The organism is Amycolatopsis nivea, assembly GCF_004522235.1.
GTDB lineage: Bacteria > Actinomycetota > Actinomycetes > Mycobacteriales > Pseudonocardiaceae > Amycolatopsis > Amycolatopsis nivea.
Window position 1 is genome coordinate 347562 of sequence record NZ_SDLT01000003.1, and the last position, 17564, is coordinate 365125.

14 protein-coding genes are annotated in these 17564 nt (G+C 69.3%); 12 read left to right on the top strand and 2 right to left on the bottom strand.

The genetic code is table 11. The features are described from left to right. Positions 1–48 precede the first annotated feature (48 nt). The gene (locus EIZ44_RS05605; protein ID WP_134727885.1) at positions 49–708 is read left to right on the top strand and encodes an SDR family NAD(P)-dependent oxidoreductase; all 660 of its coding nucleotides are present in this window, start codon (positions 49–51) and stop codon (positions 706–708) included. 53 nt (positions 709–761) lie between these two features. Beyond that, positions 762–1265 (top strand): GNAT family N-acetyltransferase, encoded by a 504-nt coding sequence (locus tag EIZ44_RS05610; RefSeq protein WP_240691226.1) that lies wholly within the window; start codon positions 762–764, stop codon positions 1263–1265. Between the two features lie 473 nt (positions 1266–1738). Here the strand turns inward: EIZ44_RS05610 and asnB are convergent, their stop codons facing one another. Next, entirely contained in the window at positions 1739–3580 is a 1842-nt protein-coding gene (gene asnB / locus EIZ44_RS05615) for an asparagine synthase (glutamine-hydrolyzing) (RefSeq protein WP_134727887.1), read from the bottom strand. Positions 3581–4004: 424 nt separating this feature from the next. Here asnB and kdpF point away from each other — a divergent pair, with 424 nt between their 5' ends. The 6 genes from kdpF to EIZ44_RS05645 are packed head-to-tail and all read left to right on the top strand — an operon-like array spanning position 4005 to position 11730. Next, positions 4005–4106 carry a K(+)-transporting ATPase subunit F gene (gene kdpF, locus EIZ44_RS05620; RefSeq protein WP_037358287.1) on the top strand — a complete coding sequence of 34 codons (102 nt, stop codon included), beginning with the start codon at positions 4005–4007 and terminating at the stop codon, positions 4104–4106. Position 4107: 1 nt separating this feature from the next. After that, positions 4108–5769, top strand: coding sequence for a potassium-transporting ATPase subunit KdpA (gene kdpA / locus EIZ44_RS05625; protein ID WP_134727888.1), 1662 nt, complete (start codon positions 4108–4110; stop codon positions 5767–5769). After that, on the top strand, positions 5766–7859 hold the full coding sequence (kdpB, locus tag EIZ44_RS05630; RefSeq protein WP_134668033.1) for a potassium-transporting ATPase subunit KdpB: 2094 nt from the start codon (positions 5766–5768) through the stop codon (positions 7857–7859). The genes kdpA and kdpB overlap by 4 nt, the downstream gene beginning before the upstream one ends. 1 nt (position 7860) lies before the next feature. Then, the gene (locus EIZ44_RS05635; RefSeq protein WP_134727889.1) at positions 7861–8472 is read left to right on the top strand and encodes a potassium-transporting ATPase subunit C; all 612 of its coding nucleotides are present in this window, start codon (positions 7861–7863) and stop codon (positions 8470–8472) included. 4 nt (positions 8473–8476) lie between these two features. Next, positions 8477–11035 (top strand): DUF4118 domain-containing protein, encoded by a 2559-nt coding sequence (locus tag EIZ44_RS05640; RefSeq protein WP_134727890.1) that lies wholly within the window; start codon positions 8477–8479, stop codon positions 11033–11035. Then, on the top strand, positions 11032–11730 hold the full coding sequence (locus EIZ44_RS05645) for a response regulator (RefSeq protein WP_134727891.1): 699 nt from the start codon (positions 11032–11034) through the stop codon (positions 11728–11730). Before EIZ44_RS05640 ends, EIZ44_RS05645 begins: the two co-directional genes overlap by 4 nt. Here EIZ44_RS05645 and EIZ44_RS05650 read toward each other — a convergent pair. Next, positions 11693–12388, bottom strand: a complete 696-nt coding sequence (locus EIZ44_RS05650) for a hypothetical protein (protein ID WP_240691227.1) — start codon at positions 12386–12388, stop codon at positions 11693–11695. The two genes, EIZ44_RS05645 and EIZ44_RS05650, sit on opposite strands and share 38 nt — an antisense overlap. A 181-nt stretch (positions 12389–12569) precedes the next feature. Between EIZ44_RS05650 and EIZ44_RS45365 the strand changes: the two genes are divergently transcribed. The 4 genes from EIZ44_RS45365 (at position 12570) to smc (ending at position 17489) form a co-directional block, all read left to right on the top strand. After that, positions 12570–12839, top strand: a complete 270-nt coding sequence (locus EIZ44_RS45365; RefSeq protein WP_240691228.1) for a hypothetical protein — start codon at positions 12570–12572, stop codon at positions 12837–12839. Positions 12840–12857: 18 nt separating this feature from the next. Continuing rightward, positions 12858–13139, top strand: coding sequence for a hypothetical protein (locus tag EIZ44_RS45370; protein ID WP_078870323.1), 282 nt, complete (start codon positions 12858–12860; stop codon positions 13137–13139). Between the two features lie 271 nt (positions 13140–13410). Next, entirely contained in the window at positions 13411–13707 is a 297-nt protein-coding gene (locus EIZ44_RS05660) for an acylphosphatase (protein WP_134727893.1), read from the top strand. 179 nt (positions 13708–13886) lie between these two features. Next, the gene (gene smc / locus EIZ44_RS05665; protein WP_134668095.1) at positions 13887–17489 is read left to right on the top strand and encodes a chromosome segregation protein SMC; all 3603 of its coding nucleotides are present in this window, start codon (positions 13887–13889) and stop codon (positions 17487–17489) included. Positions 17490–17564 lie beyond the last annotated feature (75 nt).

Genomic DNA, 17564 nt, shown 5'->3' on the forward strand with positions numbered 1-17564 from the left:
CCGTGCTACTGTCTAGACGGGACGTTGCGTCTAGACAAAGGAGGGGTCATGGCAGCACGCCGGGCAGTGGTGGTCGGGGCTTCGCGGGGCTTGGGATTGGTGCTGGTCACCGAGTTGGACCGGCGCGGGTGGGAGGTCATCGCGACGACCCGCGACGGATCGGTGCCGCGGGAAGGAATGCGGACCGAGCAGTTGGAGATGACCGACGACGCACAGATAGCCGCGTTGCGCGACAGAGTGGACGGCCCGCTCGATCTGCTCTTCGTGAACGCGGCGATCGACCGCGGGAACCTGCCGATCAACGAAGTGCCTGTCGAGATGTTCGCGGAAGTGATGATCACCAATGCGTTGAGCCCGTTGAGAGTCCTCGAAGGACTGCACGGGTTGGTCGCGCCGGGCGGAACGGTCGCGGTGATGTCGTCCGAGCAGGGCAGCGTCTCGATGAACGTCGAACCCGGATACGAGCTGTACAAGGCGAGCAAGGCCGCGCTCAACCAGCTCATGCGCAGCTACGCCACTCGTCACGAGGGCGACGGGCGCACCAAACTGCTCATCGACCCGGGCCACAACCGGACGCGGCTCGGCGGTCCGGACGCGCCGTTGCTGCCGGAGGAAAGCGTGCCCGCGGTCGTCGATGTGCTGGAAGCGCAGGCAGGCGAACCGGGCTTGCGGTTCCTCGACCGCTTCGGCAAGCCGGTTCCCTGGTAACGACTGGGCCGATCGGGTAGCGCGGGACGGCTTCGCGTGCCAAGCTGCGGGGCGTGCCTGGATCCGGAGAATCCGAGATCGTGCTGATCCCGCTCGACGAGCAGGGGCTGGAGCGGCTTCTGGAAGCCGCGGTGGCCGACGCCGAACCGGCCGAGGTCATGCCGCCGGTGGAAGGTCCCGCCGGGTGGACCGAAGCCCGCCGCGAAGCGTTTCTCGCGTTCCACCGCCGGCGATCGCTCAATCCGGACACCGCCATCGAAACGACGTGGGTCGTGGAAGTCGACGGCCGGGTCTGCGGAGCGGCCCGGCTGCGCCCGGTATCCGGACGGGCCGCGCTGGAGGTCGAGGCCGGAGTGTGGCTCGGCCGCTCGGCGCGCGGCCGCGGAATCGGCCGCAAGGTGATCGCGGTCCTGCTGGACGCGGCCCGCGACGGCGGAGCGGCGAAGTTCGTCGCGACGACCACTGTGGACAACGCGGCGGCCCAGCGCCTGCTGAGCGGGGCCGGCGCGGAACTGGACGTTCGCGGCACGGAGATCGACGCACACCTGGACTTCTGACCGCCCTCTCGGCTTGGTCCCGCGCGCGCCCGCTGGGGTTTTTCCGTCGGGTGCCGAAATTCCCGCCCCAACCGCCGCGCGATTCGATGTCCGTGAGGGCCACCCTGAGGGAATCAGATTCCCTTAGGGTGGCCCTCACGGACGTTCGCACCGGCCAGGGGCAGCTGCATGCGCTGCGCTCGCGGGGGTTTCTCGCGCGCGGCGGGCTGGCGAGGTCCGTGAAGGGCTCATTGAGGGAATCAGGTTCCCCCAATGAGCCCTTCACGGACCTCAGCGGGAGGAGCACCCCGGCGCGTGTCATCGGCCGGTGCCCGCAGCGCCCTGGCAAGCGCCGCTGCCGCGAACCCACCGCACATCGCGCTACTGAGATAACCCCAATGCGGCATTGGGTGCGCTGAACGCAACCAATGCCGCATTGGGTGCGTCACATGCACCCAATGCGGCATTGGGGCGCTCGCCGGTCGGGCAGGAGGTCAGTTGAGTTCCAGCTCCGGCGAGTACATGTCGAACCAGTGGTGCAGGTCCAGCGCCCGGTCCATGCCGATCCGCTGGGCCTGGCTGATCGCCGCCGGGTCCGTCGCCGCCGACTGCTGCAGCCATTCTCGGCTGACCATCTGGAACAGCGGGTTGTCCTTCTGCGCCAAGGCTTCCTTGACCTGCTCCTGCAGCGCGATCGCGTACCCCGGGTCCTGAGTGGACGGATACGGGCTCTTCACCCGGTCCCGCACCGACGCCGGCAGCACGTGCTTCGTCGCGTGCCGCAGCAGGCTCTTTTCCCGGCCGTCGTAGGTCTTGAGCGACCACGGCGTGTTGTAGACGTACTCGACGAGCCGGTGGTCGCAGAACGGCACGCGGACTTCCAGGCCGACCGCCATCGACATGCGGTCCTTGCGGTCGAGCAGCTGCCGCACGAAGCGGGTCAGGTGGAGGTTGCAGATGACCCGCATCCGCGATTCCCGCTCGGATTCGCCGTCCAGCAAGTCCACTTGGGACACCGCGGTGCGGTACTGGTCGTCGATGTAGGAATCCAGGTCGAGCTTCGCGGCGAGGCCCGGTTCGAGCAGCGAAGCACGGTCGTCCATCAGGCTGTTGCGGAACGCCAGCCACGGGAAGGTGTCCGCCTTCACCGCGGCCTCGTCGTGGAACCAGCGGTACCCGCCGAACACCTCGTCGGCCGATTCGCCGGACAGCGCGACCGTCGACTCCGCCCGGATCGCCTTGAACAGCAGGTACAACGACGTGTCCATGTCGCCGAGACCCGTCGGGATGTCGCGGGCGCGCAGCACCTTGCGGCGCACCTCGGGGTCGCTCAGGTCGGCCGGGTTCAGCATCACGTCCTGGTGCGCGGAACCGACCAGCTTGGCGACGTCGCGGATGTAGGGCGAGTCGGGGGTGTCGCGCATTTCGTCGGGCTTGAAGTTCTCCTCCTGCCCGAAGAAGTCGACCGAGAAGGTGCGCAGCTGCTCGCCTTCCTCGGCCAGCCGCGCGGCGGCGAGACCGGTGACCGCGCTCGAGTCGAGGCCGCCGGACAGCAGCACGCAGCGCGGGACGTCGGCGACCAGCTGGCGGTGGACGATGTCGGTCATCAGCTCGCGCACGCGCTCGACCGTCGTCTCCTGGTCGTCGGTGTGCTGCTTCGCGTCGAGCTTCCAGTAGGTGCGGGTGTTGATGCCCTCCCGGGTCACCGTCACGACGGTGGCCGGGTCGACCTCGTGCATGCCCTTCCACAGCGACCAGCCCGGACGCTTCGTGAAGCCCATCAGCTCGCGCAGGCCGTCGCTGTCGACCGCCTTGCGCGCCAACGGGTTCGCCAGGATCGCCTTCGGCTCGGAGCCGAACAGGACGCCGTCGCGGGTGGGGTAGTAGTAGAACGGCTTGATGCCCATCCGGTCGCGGATCATCACGAGCTTCTGGTCGCGCTCGTCCCAGATCGCGAACGCGTACATGCCGTTGAGGTGGTCCACGACCTCGGTGCCCCACTGCAGGTACCCGTGCAGCACGACCTCGGTGTCGCTGTCGGTCTCCCAGCGGTGGCCCAGTTTGGTGAGTTCTTCACGAAGTTCGGAGAAGTTGTACGCCTCGCCGCTGTAGACCATCGCGACCTCGCCGTTCGGGGTCTTGACGCTCATCGGCTGGCGTCCGCCCGGCAGGTCGATGATGGCGAGCCGGCGGTGACCGAGAGCGACCGAGCGGCGGACCCAGGTCCCGCGGTCGTCCGGTCCTCGGCAGGCCATGGTCTCGGTCATCGCGTCCGCGATCTCCTGCTGCCGCGTGAGATCCGTGTCGTAGGAAACCCAGCCCGCGATTCCGCACATACGAGCCCTCCCTGAACCTAGTTAGTTAGTTGATACAACTATTGGTTACTCAGGTGTAACACGGACCCCCGACCGTTGTCTGCCCGAATTGCACTCTCTGTCCTTGATCCGCTACCAGCTGTGCCGCAAGTCACCCACCAACTACGGACCGTCACGTGACCCCGCTGACCCGGATGGCGCTTGCCGCAGTGGCCCGGGTCACCGGCCGTCAAGATCGCGTAAACGCCCCCAGGTCGCGGCGTCAAGGAGGCGTCAGACGCGGGTGCTCACCCTCCGCGACGACCGCACAGTGGCTCTCGACCGACGGTCGCCCGTGCCGGGTGACCCTTCCTGAGAGGTGCCTCGTGGCGGATTTGCTGTACGCCCTATTGCTCATCGGCGTTTTCGCGGTGCTCGCCGGTGTCCTGCGCGGGCTGGAGAAGCTGTGAGCGGCGCGGGCACCGTGGCCAACATCGTCGGCGGGCTGCTGGCGCTTGGCCTCCTCGGCTACCTGTTCGTCGCCCTCGTGAGGCCGGAGAAATTCTGAGATGAGTGACGTCGCGGCCGGCTTCCTGCAAGCCGGCGTGCTCCTGGTCGCCCTCGCGGTGGTCTACCAACCCCTCGGCGACTACCTCGCCCGCGTCTTCTCCACCGAGAAGCACCTGCGGATCGAGAGGACCCTGTACAAGATCGTGCGGGTCGACCCGAACACCGAACAGCACTGGAAGACCTACGCCTCGGGCGTGCTCGGCTTCTCGTTCGTCTCGGTGATCCTGCTGTACCTGCTGCAGCGCCTGCAGTCGATCCTGCCGTGGAACTTCGACCGCGGGCCGGTTTCGCCCGCCGTCGCGTTCAACACCGCGGTTTCCTTCGTGACCAACACGAACTGGCAGTCCTACACGCCCGAGTCGACCATGGGCCACTTCGTCCAGATGGCCGGGCTCACCGTGCAGAACTTCCTCTCCGCGGGCGTCGGGCTCGCCGTGGCGATCGCGGTGACGCGCGGGTTCGTCCGCTCGCGCACCGACCGGCTCGGCAACTTCTGGGTCGACCTGACCCGCGGCACGATCCGCGTGCTGCTGCCGATGGCGTTCGTGTTCGCGCTCGTCCTCGTCGCGCTCGGCGTCGTGCAGAGCCTGCGGTCCGGCGTCGCGGTGACGGACCCGGACGGCTCCAGCAGCACGATCGCGCTGGCCCCGGCGGCGAGCCAGGAAGCGATCAAGGAACTCGGCACGAACGGCGGCGGCATCTTCAACGCCAACTCCGCGCACCCGTTCGAGAACCCGAACGTCTGGACCAACGTCATCGAGATGTTCCTGATCCTCGTGATCCCGGTCTGCCTGACCCGCGCCTTCGGGCAGCTGGTCGGCAACCGCAAGCAGGGCTACGTCCTGCTGTCGGTGATGGCCGGTCTGTGGACGGCGATGCTCGCGGTGATCTGGACGTCCGAGGCGCGCACGAACAGCCCGTCGGCGCTGGCCGCGGGAGCGAATCTCGAGGGCAAGGAACAGCGGTTCGGCATCGGCGGCACGTCGCTGTTCGCCGACACCACCACCGGCACGTCGACCGGCGCGGTCAACGGGGCGCACGACAGCCTGTCCGGCCTCGGCGGCGGGGGCACGCTGCTGAACATGCTCTTCGGCGAGGTTTCGCCGGGCGGCGTCGGCACCGGCCTGTACGGGATTCTCGTCATGGCCGTGATCGCGATGTTCCTGGCCGGGCTGATGGTCGGGCGCACGCCGGAGTACCTGGGCAAGAAGCTCGGCAAGCGCGAGGTCACCTGCGCGGCGATCTCGATGCTGGCGATGCCCACCGTGGTCCTGCTCGGCTCCGGGATCGCCCTGCTGCTGCCGGGAACGCGGGACGCGCTCGGCAACTCGGGCCCGCACGGGCTGTCGGAAATCCTTTACGGCTACACGTCCGCAGGCAACAACAACGGCAGCGCGTTCGGCGGCCTCACCGCGACCAGCGACTGGTTCCAGGCGTCGCTTTCGGTGGCCATGCTGATCGGCCGGTTCGTGCCCATCGTCGCGGTGCTCTGCCTGGCGGGTTCGCTTGCCTCGCAGAAGAAAGTTCCCGAAACCTCGGGCACGCTGCCCACCACCGGGCCGCTGTTCGGGACGTTGCTGACCGGCACTGTCGTCCTCGTCGCGGCCCTCACGTTCATCCCGGCGCTCGCGCTGGGGCCCATCGCGGAGGCGTTGGCATGACCATCACTCAGGAGCGGACTCCGGAAGAGGAGACGCAGCATCACGTAGAGAACGCCGGACGCGTCGGAGCGGGCGTCTTCAGTCCGAAGCAGCTGTGGTCGTCCATGCCGGACGCGCTGCGCAAGCTAAACCCGCGCCACCAGCTCAAAAACCCGGTGATGTTCGTGGTGTGGGCCGGTTCGGTCCTGACCACCGTCTTCGCGATCACCGACCCGAGCGTGTTCTCGATCCTCATCGCCGTGTGGCTGTGGTTCACCGTCGTGTTCGCGAACCTGGCCGAGGCCGTCGCCGAAGGACGAGGCAAAGCGCAGGCGGAATCGTTGCGGCGGACCAAAAAAGAGACTGTCGCGCGGCGGCTTACCGAGGACGGTTCCGAGGAGCAGGTGCCCGGTGTAGACCTGCGAGTCGGCGACCGCGTGGTGGTCGAGGCCGGGGAGGTGATCCCGGGCGACGGCGACGTCGTCGAAGGCATCGCTACGGTCGACGAATCGGCCATCACCGGCGAATCGGCCCCGGTGATCCGGGAGTCCGGCGGCGACCGTTCGGCGGTCACCGGCGGCACCACGGTGCTGAGCGACCGGATTGTCGTGCGGATCAGCACCAAGCCCGGCGAGTCCTTTGTGGACCGGATGATCGCTTTGGTGGAAGGCGCTTCCCGGCAGAAGACGCCGAACGAGATCGCGCTGACCATCCTGCTGTCGACGCTGACCATCATCTTCCTGCTCGCCGTCGTGGCACTGCAGCCGATGGCCGCGTACTCCGGCAGCCAGCAGTCGGTGATCGTGCTGAGCGCGCTGCTGGTCTGCCTGATCCCGACCACGATCGGCGCGCTGCTGAGCGCGATCGGCATCGCCGGAATGGACCGGTTGGTGCAGCGCAACGTCCTCGCCACCTCCGGCCGTGCGGTCGAAGCCGCCGGCGACGTCTCGACGCTGCTGCTCGACAAGACCGGAACGATCACCTTCGGCAACCGGCGCGCGACCGAGCTGATCCCGGTCGGCAAGTCCACTATGGACGATCTGGCGCGCGCGGCCCGGCTCTCCAGCCTCGCCGACGGCACGCCGGAAGGACGCAGCATTGTCGAGCTGATCGCCGAGCAGCACGGGCTTCCGGGCGCGGCGGACGACAGCGAGAAGCTCGCCGAGTTCGTTCCGTTCACCGCGCAGACCCGGATGAGCGGCGTCGACTTGGACGGCCGCGAGGTGCGCAAGGGCGCGACTTCGGCGGTGCGCCAGTGGGTCCGAGACCGCGGCGGCGACGTTCCGGACGAGACCGAACGCGTCGTGGACGAGATCAGCCAGCAGGGCGGAACCCCGCTGGTGGTCGCGGAAGCGGCGAACGGGACGGCGTTCGTGCGCGGGGTCATCCGGCTGTCGGACGTGGTGAAGCCGGGCATGAAGGAGCGGTTCGAGGAACTGCGCTCGATGGGCATCAAGACAGTGATGATCACCGGCGACAACCCGCTCACCGCACGCGCGATCGCCGAGGACGCGGGCGTCGACGACTATCTCGCCGAGGCCAAGCCCGAGGACAAGATGGCGCTCATCAAGAAGGAACAGGAGGGCGGGCGGCTCGTCGCGATGACCGGCGACGGCACGAACGACGCGCCCGCGCTCGCGCAGTCCGACGTCGGCGTCGCGATGAACACCGGGACCATGGCGGCGAAAGAGGCGGGCAACATGGTCGACCTCGATTCGAACCCGACGAAGCTGATCGAGATCGTCGGCATCGGCAAACAGCTGCTGATCACCCGCGGCGCGCTCACCACGTTCAGCGTGGCGAACGACCTGGCGAAGTACTTCGCCATCCTGCCGGCGATGTTCACCGGCATCTTCGCCCAGCTCGGCGCGCTCAACATCATGCACCTGGCGACGCCGAAGTCGGCGATCCTCTCCGCGGTGATCTTCAACGCGCTGATCATCGTCGCGCTGATCCCGCTCGCCCTGCGCGGCGTGCGGTACCGGCCGTCGTCGGCGTCCGCGCTGCTGCGCCGCAACCTGCTCGTCTACGGCCTCGGCGGGATCGTCAGCCCGTTCCTCGGGATCTGGGTGATCGACCTGATCGTGCGCCACATTCCAGGGATTGGCTGACATGAACGTCTTGCTCAAGCAGACCTGGGCGGGCCTGCGCCTGCTCCTCGCGATGACCGTGCTGCTCGGCATCGGTTACCCGCTGGGCGTGTGGGCGGTGTCCCGCGTCCCCGGCCTCCAGGGGCACGCCGAGGGTTCGGTGGTGACGCTGCACGGCCAGGCCGTCGGCTCGTCGCTGATCGGGATCGACCCGGTCGCCGCGGACCCGGCGCGCGACCCGTGGTTCCACAACCGGCCCTCGGCCAGTTCGAAGGACGTGCTCGGGCCGGGCGACCCGTCGACGTCGGGGCCGTCCAACAAGGGGCCGTACAACGAGGATCTGACCAAAGCCATCGCGCAGCGGCGGGCGCTGATCGCCCAACGCGAGGGCGTCACCCCGGCGGAGGTGCCCGCGGACGCGGTGACCGCTTCGGGCTCGGGCCTCGACCCGGCGATCAGCGTCGCGTACGCCGATCTCCAGGTGCTTCGCGTGGCCCGCAACACCGGGTTGAGCGAGGAGAAGGTGCGGCAGCTGGTCGCGGACAACACGAGCGGCAACGGGATCGGGGTGCCGGGCGTGAATGTGCTCCGGCTCAACCTTGCCGTGCATTCGGCCGCTCCTGGCGCACACTGACACAGTGAGCACCCCTGACACGCCCCCGAAGCCGCGCCGAGGCGAACTGCGCATCTACCTCGGCGCGGCTCCGGGCGTCGGCAAGACCTTCGCCATGCTCGGCGAAGCCCGCCGTCGTCTGGACCGCGGCACGGACGTGGTCGTCGGCCTGGTCGAAACGCACGGCCGCGAGAAGACCGCCGACCTGCTCGACGGGCTGGAGGTCGTGCCGCGGCGCACGGTCAGCCATCGCGGGCACGAGTTCGCCGAGATGGACCTCGACGCGGTGCTCGCCCGCGCGCCCGAGGTCGTCGTCGTGGACGAGCTGGCGCACACGAACGTGCCCGGCGGACGGAACGAGAAGCGCTGGCAGGACATCGACGAGCTGCTCGAAGCGGGCATCGACGTGCTGTCCACGGTCAACGTCCAGCACCTGCAGAGCCTCAACGACGTCGTCGAGCGCATCACCGGCGTCACCCAGCAGGAAACCGTGCCGGACGAGGTCGTGCGCCGCGCGGAGCAGCTGGAGCTGGTCGACATCACGCCGGAGGCGCTGCGGCGGCGGCTCGCGCACGGCAACGTCTACCCTGCCGAGCGCATCGACGCCGCGCTGGGCAACTACTTCCGGCCCGGCAACCTCACCGCTTTGCGCGAGCTGGCGCTGCTGTGGGTGGCCGACCAGGTCGACGTCGCGCTGCAGCGTTATCGCGCCGAGCAGAAGATCACCGATACGTGGGAAACGCGCGAACGGGTGGTCGTGTCGATCACCGGCGGTCCGGAAAGCGAGACGCTGATCCGGCGCGCCAGCCGGATCGCCACCCGGGCGGGCGCGGAACTGCAGGTCGTGCACATCCTGCGCGGTGATGGGCTGGCCGGGCTCGGGCCGACCGCGATGGCCCGCTGCCGCACGCTGGCCGAGGAGGTCGGCGCGACGTTCCACGCGGTGGTCGGCGACGACGTGCCGACGGCGCTGCTCGACTTCGCGCGCGGGGTCAACGCGACGCAGCTGGTCATCGGAACCTCGCGGCGGTCCCGAATCGCGCGGCTTTTCGACCAGGGCATCGGCGCGACCGTGGTGCAGCAGTCGGGGCCGATCGACGTGCACATGGTCACGCACTCCTACGCCGGCGGACGGCTGCGGGCGCGGCTGGGCACGAGCCCGCTGGCCCCGTCGCGGCTGGTGCTGGGCTGGGTGCTGAGCATCGTGGCACCGGTCATCGCGACCGGTCTCGGCGTGCTGTTGCGCGACGCGGTCGAGTTCTCCACCGACGTGATCCTTTACGTGCTGGCCACCGTCATCGTCGCGCTGGTGGGCGGGCTCGGTCCGGCGCTGGTGGCCGCGATTTTCGGGGCTGGGCTGCTGAATTTCTTCTTCACGCCGCCGCTGTACACGCTGAATGTGCACAGTCCGCAGAACGTCGTGACGCTGATCGTGATGATCGTGGTGGCGGTGATGGTGGCGCTGGTCGTCGCTTCCGCCGCGCGGCGGGGGGTGGCGGCGGCGCGGGCTCGGACGGAGGCGTCGCTGCTGGCGTCTTATGCGCGAACGGTGCTGACCAATCCGAACCCGATCGAGCGGTTGCTGGAGAAGGTGCGAGAGAACTTCGGCCTCACTTCCGTGACGCTGCTGGAGAAACGCAATGGCAAGTGGGACAAGGTCGCGCTGTCCGGCGGCGAGCCTTGCGCGGATCCAGATGAGGCCGATGTGGACATTGCGGTGACCGCTGACGTCCACCTGACATTGCGCGGTCGCGCGTTGCCCGCGGCGGACCGCCGGGTGCTCGAAGCCGTTGCGGGACAAGCGTTGCTCGCTTTGCGGCAGCAGCGAATGGCAGCGGCTGCGGCGGCCGCCGAACGCAAGGCCGAGGCGACCGAGTTGCGCACGACGTTGCTGTCCGCGGTCGGACATGACCTGCGGACCCCGCTCACGTCCATCAAGGCGGCGATCGGCAGCCTGCGCGCGCCGGATCTTTCGCTGTCCGATGAGGACACTGAGGAACTGATGGAAGCCGTGGAGCTTTCCGCGGACCGGCTCGCCGGGCTGATCGACAACCTCCTCGACTCGTCGCGGCTGGCGACCGGCGCGGTCACCCCGCACCTGCGGCCGGTCGGTTACGACGAAGTAGTCGCGCATGCACTGTCCAATGTGGACAACTCGCAGCAGGTGCAGGTATCGGTGGACGCGCGATTGCCTTCGGTGCAAGCGGATCCCGGCCTGCTGGAACGAGTGATCGCGAACGTGCTCGACAACGCTCTCCGACACGGCGGCGGCGACGTTTCCGCGCGGGCGAGTGCGCATTCGGAATTCGTGGAACTGCGGATCGTCGACCACGGGAAGGGCTTGCGGAAGGGGACCGCGGAGTCCGCGTTCGCGCCGTTCCAGCGGCTGGGCGGCGACCGGGACTCGACGCCGGGCGTCGGGCTCGGCTTGTCGGTCGCGAAGGGGTTCACCGAGGCGATGGGCGGTACCGTTCGCGCGGAGGACACTCCTGGTGGAGGGTTGACGGTGGTGATCTCGCTGCCGGCCTGTACCGGCCGGGAACTCGTGGAAGCCGAATCGGCGGAGGAGGGGGTGGCGCGATGACTGCCGATCCAGCGGCGACGGTGCTGGTCGTCGACGATGAACCGCAGATCGTGCGTGCGTTGCGGATCAACCTCAACGCACGCGGGTACAAGGTGATCACCGCGCACGACGGCACCGCTGCGCTGAAAGCGGTCGCCGAAACGAAACCCGACGTGGTGGTGCTCGACCTCGGCCTGCCTGATTTAGACGGCACCGAGGTGATCGCAGGCCTGCGCGGCTGGACGACGGTGCCGATCATCGTGCTGTCGGCGCGCGGCGATTCGGCGGACAAGGTCCAGGCACTGGACGCCGGTGCGGATGATTACGTCACCAAACCGTTCGGCATGGACGAACTCCTGGCCCGCCTGCGAGCCGCGGTCCGCCGCTCGTCGGTCGGCGGCACGGACGGCGCGGAAGCGGTGGTGGACACCGGCTCGTTCACGATCGACCTGGCCGCGAAGAAGGTGCTGCGCGAGGGACGCGAGGTGCACCTGACCAAGACGGAATGGGGAGTGCTGGAACTGCTGGTCCGCAACCGCGGCCGGCTGGTGGCGCAGAAACAGCTGCTGCACGAGGTGTGGGGGCCGTCGTATGAGACGGAATCCCATTATCTGCGGGTGTATCTGGCGCAATTGCGGCGGAAACTGGAGCCGGAGCCTTCACGGCCGCGGCACTTGCTCACCGAACCTGGGATGGGGTACCGCTTCGAGCTCTGATCCCGCGCCAGTAGTCGTGGTGGAGATCGCTGAATCGCACCGGGTCGACTGCCGCGGGGTCGGTCAGCAGTTCGACCACCGCCGCGCCCTCGGCAATCCGGCGGACGCTGGACTCCAGTGCCGTCGGCACGGTCGGCAGCAGCCGGTAGCGGTCGGCGTCGAAGTAGGTCCACCAGCCCAGCCGCTTCGGCCAGACCCCAGCTGGTGGTGGGGCGTCGGACAACGGATCGGTCAGCTCGGCCCAGATCTGCGTCAGGGACCACTCGTCTTCGACGCGGCCGAAGAACGCGCCCGTTCGGGCTGCGACGGCCAGCCACAGGTCGGTGAGGAGACGGTGCAAGTCCCGGAACGGCCGGGCCCGCGGCGACGGCTCCCGGTAGCTGTGGACCGAATCGAGCTCCAGGCGCACCTGGTCCCAGCCTCGTCCGCGGCCCGGGCGGCTGTTCAACCCGATGTCCGTCTCGGACCCGGTCCACAGATTGGTGGCCCAGGAGCCGGTGACCAGGCCGCGGACCATCTCGTCGCGGTCGACCACGCGGTGTTCGCCCTCGTGCCCGGGAGCGTTGTCGAATCCGTTGCATCCGCCGCCCGGCCGGATCGGGGACAGGCCAGCGGTTTCCGCTCGTTCGAGAATCTGCTCGACAGTGCCAGTGGTCAACGATCCTTCAGGCAGTGCCAACGTCCAGGACCAGTTCGAACCCATGCCGCACATCTTGGCAGCGGCCACTCTTCGTAGCCAGACGGGCAAAGCACAAAGCCCCCATCGAAGAATGGGGGCTTTGCAGCGCAGATTAGAAGCGGGTTGCCGCGGCAGGAGTCTTCACGGACCTCAGCGGCTGGTGGAACTCGACGGGTTGGTGTCCGAAGTGGACGCACTTGGCGTCGACGAGGTGCTGCCGCCGGTGGAGCTGCTGCCCGGCGGGGGCTTCGGCGACGAACTGTCGGACGGCGTCGGCGTCGTGCTGCTGTCCGGGGGCGTTGTCGTGTCCGGAGGCGGCGTGACGGTCTTCGTGGTCGGCGTGTCGCTGCGCGGCGTGCTCGAGGAACTGCCCGGGTTCCCGCCAGGGCCCGGCGCGGGCTGCCCGCCACCCGGCTGTCCGCCGGGCTGACCGGCGTTCGGCGGAGGCGTGATCACGCTCGTAGTCGGCTTCCCGTCTGGGCCCACCGCCACCACTGTGGTCGGGGTCGGCGGGGAGGTCTGGCCGGGGGTCGGCGAGCCGGGGACGGTCATCGGGCCGCCGGGGACGGCGTTGCCCGGCACGACTACCTGGGAGCTGCCCTGCAGTCCGCCCTGGCCGCCGCCGGTGGTGTTCGTCGCGGTGTCGGTGACCGAGCCGGGGCCGGCGAGTTCGGCGACCGCGGCGAAGGCCGTCGCGACCACGAGGCCGCTGACGCCCAGGATCGCGTAGCCGGAGCGGCTCAGCCTCCCGCTCGCGCCCTTCGGCGGAGCGGTGGGGGCAGCGCTCACCGCGATCTCGGGCGACGCTGAGCTTGGTTCAGGCCCGTCGGGACGGGACATGCAGGCTCCTTAGAAGGGGTCAACGCTCAAGTCGAGGGGCGGCAACGGGGGAGCGGGGCTCCGGCCCCGGATGCCAGGCGGGAGGTTATCACTGCTCAGCACCCGTTCGCGCGACCGAGGGACAGGGCCGTCACCGTCCGCAGCCGGGGGTGTGCGGCAGGATGGGGCCGGTGAACGAGCAGGAATCGCCCGTCCGGCTGGCCGCCTGGGTGCACGGGCAGGTGCAGGGTGTCGGTTTTCGCTGGTGGACCCGGAGCCGGGCGCTGGAACTCGGGCTGGCCGGATTCGCCAGGAATCTCCCGGACGGCCGTGTCGAGGTGGTCGCGGAGGGTAGCCGGGACAACTGTGCGCAGTTGCTGAGCGCGCTGCGCTCCGGAACCTCACCCGGAAGAGTGGATCAGGTAGTTGAACGCTGGACCGCCGCCAAGGGCGGGCTGGAGGGCTTCGCCGAACGCTGAGGCGGGTGGGGCGGCTGCGGCTGACGGGGTGCTTGGGGTTGCCGGGGCGGTCGGTCCTGTGCTAGGCGCGCCCGGGCGGCCCGGCCTCCCACGGCGCCGGAGAACCCCCGGGTAGCCTGTCCCGAACCGGGGGAACCGGTAGCCATCCAGTACCCGTGGCCAAGAGGGGTCGGCAGCACGTGCACCTGAAAAGCCTGACGCTCAAGGGCTTCAAGTCCTTCGCCTCGGCGACCACGCTGCGCTTCGAACCCGGCATCACCTGCGTGGTCGGTCCGAACGGCTCCGGAAAGTCGAACGTCCTCGACGCGCTGCGCTGGGTCATGGGCACCCAGGGCGCGAAGGACCTGCGCGGCGGCAAGATGGAAGACGTCATCTTCGCCGGCACCGCGGGCCGCGCCCCGCTGGGCCGCGCCGAGGTCACGCTCACCATCGACAACGCCGACGGCGCGCTGCCCATCGAGTACGCCGAGGTCTCCATCACCCGCCGGATGTTCCGCGACGGCGCGAGCGAGTACGAGATCAACGGCGACCGCTGCCGGCTGATGGACGTCCAGGAACTGCTGTCGGACTCCGGCATCGGCCGCGAGATGCACGTCATCGTCGGGCAGGGCCAGCTGTCGGCGATCCTGGAATCCAAGCCCGAGGAGCGGCGCGCGTTCATCGAGGAGGCCGCGGGCGTCCTCAAGCACCGCAAGCGCAAAGAGCAGACCCTGCGCAAGCTCAACAACATGCAGGGCAACCTCGACCGGCTCACCGACCTCACCACCGAACTGCGCCGCCAGCTCAAACCGCTGGGCAAACAGGCCGAGATCGCCCGCAAGGCCCAGTCGGTGCAGTCCGACCTGCGCGACGCCCGGCTCCGGCTGCTCGCCGACGACCTGGTCACCCAGCGCGAGTCCATCCAGCGGGACGAAGCCGACGAGCGCACCGCCCGCCAGCGCCGCGCCGAGGTCGAGCAGGCGTTGGAAATCGTGTCCGCGGAAGAAACCGAGCTGGAGGCTTCGCTCGCCGAGGACGCGCCGCGGCTGCAGATCGCGCAGGAGACTTGGTACAAGCTGTCGGCGCTCACCGAACGGTTGCGCGGCACCGTGCGCCTGGCGGTCGAACGGCAGCGGCACCTTTCTTCCGACGTCTCCGCGCCCACCGGCGGCCGTGACCCGGAGGAACTGCTCGCCGAGGCGGAACAGGCCGCGGAGCGCGAGCAGGAGCTGACCGAAGCGGTCATGGAGGCCCGCGAACTTCTCGCGGAAACCGTGCTGCGCCGGGAAGATCTCGAACAGCGGGTGCAGGCCGCGGAGCGCGCGCACTGGGCCGCGGTCCGGGCGATCGCCGACCGTCGCGAGGGCATGGCGAAGCTGACCGGTCAGGTCGAAGCGTTGCGCAGCAAGAACGGCGCGACCGCGGAAGAGGTCGACCGGCTCACCGTCGGGCTGCAGGAAGCCGCCGAGCGCGCGGAAATCGCGGTCGAGGAGCTGGAAGAAGCCAAAGCCGTTGGCGGCACGGAAGAATCCGACGACGCCGAGTTGCAGCAGCGCCACGACCGCGCGGTGGAGGCGAACAACGCCGCCAAGGCTCGCGTCGAAGAACTGGTGAAGGCCGAGCGCGGTTCCGAGCGCGAGATCGCGTCGGAGAAGGCCCGCGTCGAGGCGTTGTCGATGGGGCTCAAGCGCAAGGACGGCGCGGGTGCGCTGCTCGGCGCGTCCGCGGAATTGCCGGGCCTGCTCGGTTCGGTCGCCGCGTTGCTGACCGTGCAGCCGGGGCACGAGGTCGCGCTGGCCGCCGCGCTCGGACCGGTGGCCGACGCGGTCGCGGTGTCCGGCGGCGAGAACGCGCTGTCCGCGTTGAAGTACTTGAAGGAAACCGATTCCGGCCGCGCCGGGATCGTGCCGGCCGGTGCTGGGTCCACTGTGGACACCAGCTCGTGGCCGCCGCTGCCCGAGGGCGCCCGCTGGGCTCGCGAGGTCGTCAGCGCGCCGGAGCAGTTGCGTCCCGCGGTCGAGAAGGCGCTGGACCGGCTCGCGCTGGTGCCGGATCTGGAAAGCGCGCGCCAGCTCGTGGCGCAGCACCCGCAGGTGCGGGCGGTCACCGCCGAGGGCGATGTTTTCGGGGCCGACTGGATCGCCGGTGGTTCCGCCGCTCGCGAGAGCGTGATCGAGGTGCAGGCGGCGGTCGACGAGGCGCAGGAACGTTTGCGTACGGCGGAACGCGCGCTGGAGCAGTACTCCGCCGAACTGGAAGGCGCGCGCGCCGAGCAGCAGTCCCGGCGCGAAGAGGTCGGACAGGCGAAGGACGCGCTGGGCGAAGCCAAGGTGCGCAAGGCCCGTTCCTCAGAGCGGCTCAACCGGTTGCAGCAGGCGGCGCGGTCCGCGCAGGCCGAGGTCGAACGGCTGACCCAGCAGCGCGCGAAGGTCGAGCAGAGCCGCGAGCAGGCGCTGGAACAGTTGGCAGAGCTGGAAGAACGCCTCGCCGCGGTCGCCGAGCAGCCGGTCGAAGACGACCCGGACACTGCCGAGCGCGACGAGGCTGCGGAGCAGCTTGCCGTGGTGCGGCAGGAAGAAGTCGAAGCGCGGCTCGCGCAGCGCACCGCCGAGGAACGCGCGCGCAGCATTGCCGGGCGCGCGGAATCGTTGCGCCGCGCGGCCTATGCCGAGCAGCAGGCCCGCGAGCGCGCGGCCAAGGCCCGGGAAGCGCGCGAGCGTGGCGCGGAAATCGCGAACGCCGTCGTCAACGCCGGTGAATTCGCGCTGGAGCGGATCGAGCTGTCCGTGCAGCGCGCGGCCGCCGAGCGCGACGAAGCCCAAGCACAGCGCCAAACCCGCGAAACCGCGCTCACCGCGGTGCGCGCGAAGGTGCGCGAGCTGTCCGGCGAACTCGAGAAGCTGACCGACGCCGTCCACCGCGACGAGGTGCTGCGCGCCGAGCAGAAGCTGCGGCTGGAAACGCTGGAAGCGAAGATCGCCGAGGACTTCGGCATCGGGCTGGCGGACCTGGTCGAGGAGTACGGCCCGAACGTGCCGGTGCCGCCGAGCGCGGGCGAGATGGCCGAGTACGAGGCGGCCAAGGAGCGCGGCGAGGACGTCACCCCGCCGCCGCCGATGCCGTACGACCGCGACACCCAGGCCCGCCGCGCCAAGCGCGCGGAGAAGGACCTGACCCTGCTGGGCAAGGTGAACCCGCTGGCGCTGGAGGAATTCGCGGCGCTGGAGGAGCGGTACAAGTTCCTCTCCACCCAGCTGGAAGACCTCAAGGACACCCGCAAGGACCTCGAGGCCGTCATCAAGCAGGTCGACGAGAAGATCCTGGAGGTCTTCACCTCGGCCTACGCCGACGTGGCGCGCGAGTTCGAGACCGTCTTCGGCGTGCTGTTCCCCGGCGGCGAGGGCCGGATGGTCCTCACCGAGCCGAACGACCTGCTCGCCACCGGCGTCGACGTCGAGGCGCGCCCGCCGGGCAAGAAGGTCAAGCGGCTGTCGCTGCTGTCCGGTGGCGAAAAGTCGCTGGTGGCGGTCGGCATGCTGGTCGCGATCTTCCGCGCCCGCCCTTCGCCCTTCTACGTGATGGACGAGGTCGAGGCGGCGCTGGACGACACCAACATGCGCCGGCTGATCGGCCTGCTGGAGCAGCTGCGCGATTCGTCGCAGCTGATCATCATCACGCACCAGAAGCCGACGATGGAGATCGCCGACGCGCTGTACGGCGTGAGCATGCAGGGCGACGGCATCACCAAGGTGATCTCGCAGCGGCTGCGCACGGCGGAAGAGGAACCCGTCCCGGCTTCCTGAGCGGGGTTGCGCCGTTCAGCCGATCCTGCCCGAACGGGCAGGGCTGGCCGGACTGCTGTCCGATCGGCCAACTGC